This is a genomic window from Chryseobacterium sp. BGARF1 (genome assembly GCF_001677955.1).
Classification (GTDB): domain Bacteria; phylum Bacteroidota; class Bacteroidia; order Flavobacteriales; family Weeksellaceae; genus Chryseobacterium.
Genome location: NZ_LELA01000166.1, coordinates 1 through 1083, shown reverse-complemented (window position 1 = coordinate 1083; position 1083 = coordinate 1). Strand labels below are relative to the sequence as shown.

The window sequence follows — 1083 nt, the reverse complement described above, 5'->3', positions numbered from 1 at the left end:
AAAGTGCTAAACACGGAAGTGAAATTTTTATTAATATAAGAAATAAACCGGTCAAAGGTGTGATTGTGAAAACTCCATTTATTAAAGATTAGATTAAATAACTGTATGCTTGTTCCCAAAAACCATTATTATACAGAAAATCATCTGTGGTTAAGAAAAATAGGATTATATGATTTCTGTGTAGGGATTACCGACTTTGCTCAAAAGGAGATAGGAGAAATCCATCTGGTTGAATATATCATGCAAGAATCTATCATAGGTAAAGAGAACCATTTTGGAGCTATACATGGAATCAATAAGACTTTTTCGCTTGTTGCTCCATGTGACTTTCAAATTGTAGAGGTGAATGAAAATGTAACTATAAAACCTTCCCATATTAATACAGACCCGTATAATTCTTGGGTTTTTATTCTTTCAACTCATATCTCAACTGATGAATTTTTAACATACAAAGAATATTTAAAAATAATAAAATGATTTTTCAACAAATTAGTCAAAATATTGATGTAAAAGATATCGTCTTTAATGAAATATATCCTCCAAACATAAAGGTCGTTGCAGAAAAACACTGGACACCTGTTGCTGTAGCCAAAATGGCTGCAAAATATTTGGTTGAAAAACCAGGTACGAAAGTACTTGATATTGGTGCGGGTGCAGGCAAGTTCTGTCTGGTTGGTGCTGCTTCTACAGAAGGTTTTTTTTATGGAATAGAGCAAAGAGCTTCCCTCACTAAAATATCAAAAAAAATAGCAGTGAGGCATAATATTACGAATGTAGAATTCTTGCATTCCAATATTGATAAAATTAGCTTTTCTGATTATGAAGCCTTTTACTTTTTTAATTCTTTTTTTGAAAATATAGATACTTCAGATCCGATTGATGATACAATACTTCCTGACAGCGATTTATACCACGCTTATTCAGATTATGTAAAAGAGCAACTCAATAAAACTCCTGTAGGAACCCGGTTGGTTACTTATTGGAGTAAATGGGATGAAATTCCAACAAACTTTGAATTTGTGGACTCTGCCTGCAATGGGTTTTTAAGTTTCTGGAAAAAGGTATCCTAGCTGAATGTTTTAA

2 protein-coding genes are annotated in these 1083 nt (G+C 32.2%); both read left to right on the top strand.

The window, feature by feature from the left end:
- The first annotated feature begins 105 nt into the window (after positions 1–105).
- Positions 106–477 (top strand): glycine cleavage system protein H, encoded by a 372-nt coding sequence (locus tag AB671_RS21170; RefSeq protein WP_066682235.1) that lies wholly within the window; start codon positions 106–108, stop codon positions 475–477.
- Complete coding sequence (locus tag AB671_RS21165) at positions 474–1070, top strand: methyltransferase domain-containing protein (RefSeq protein ID WP_066682220.1); 597 nt, start codon at positions 474–476, stop codon at positions 1068–1070. Before AB671_RS21170 ends, AB671_RS21165 begins: the two co-directional genes overlap by 4 nt.
- The last annotated feature ends 13 nt before the right edge of the window (positions 1071–1083 follow it).

What these genes read in the sequence shown, in the direction of transcription:
- AB671_RS21165 (WP_066682220.1), top strand. Translation starts at nt 474, where the DNA reads ATGATTTTTCAACAAATTAGTCAAAATATTGATGTAAAAGATATCGTC.
- AB671_RS21170 (WP_066682235.1), top strand. Translation starts at nt 106, where the DNA reads ATGCTTGTTCCCAAAAACCATTATTATACAGAAAATCATCTGTGGTTA.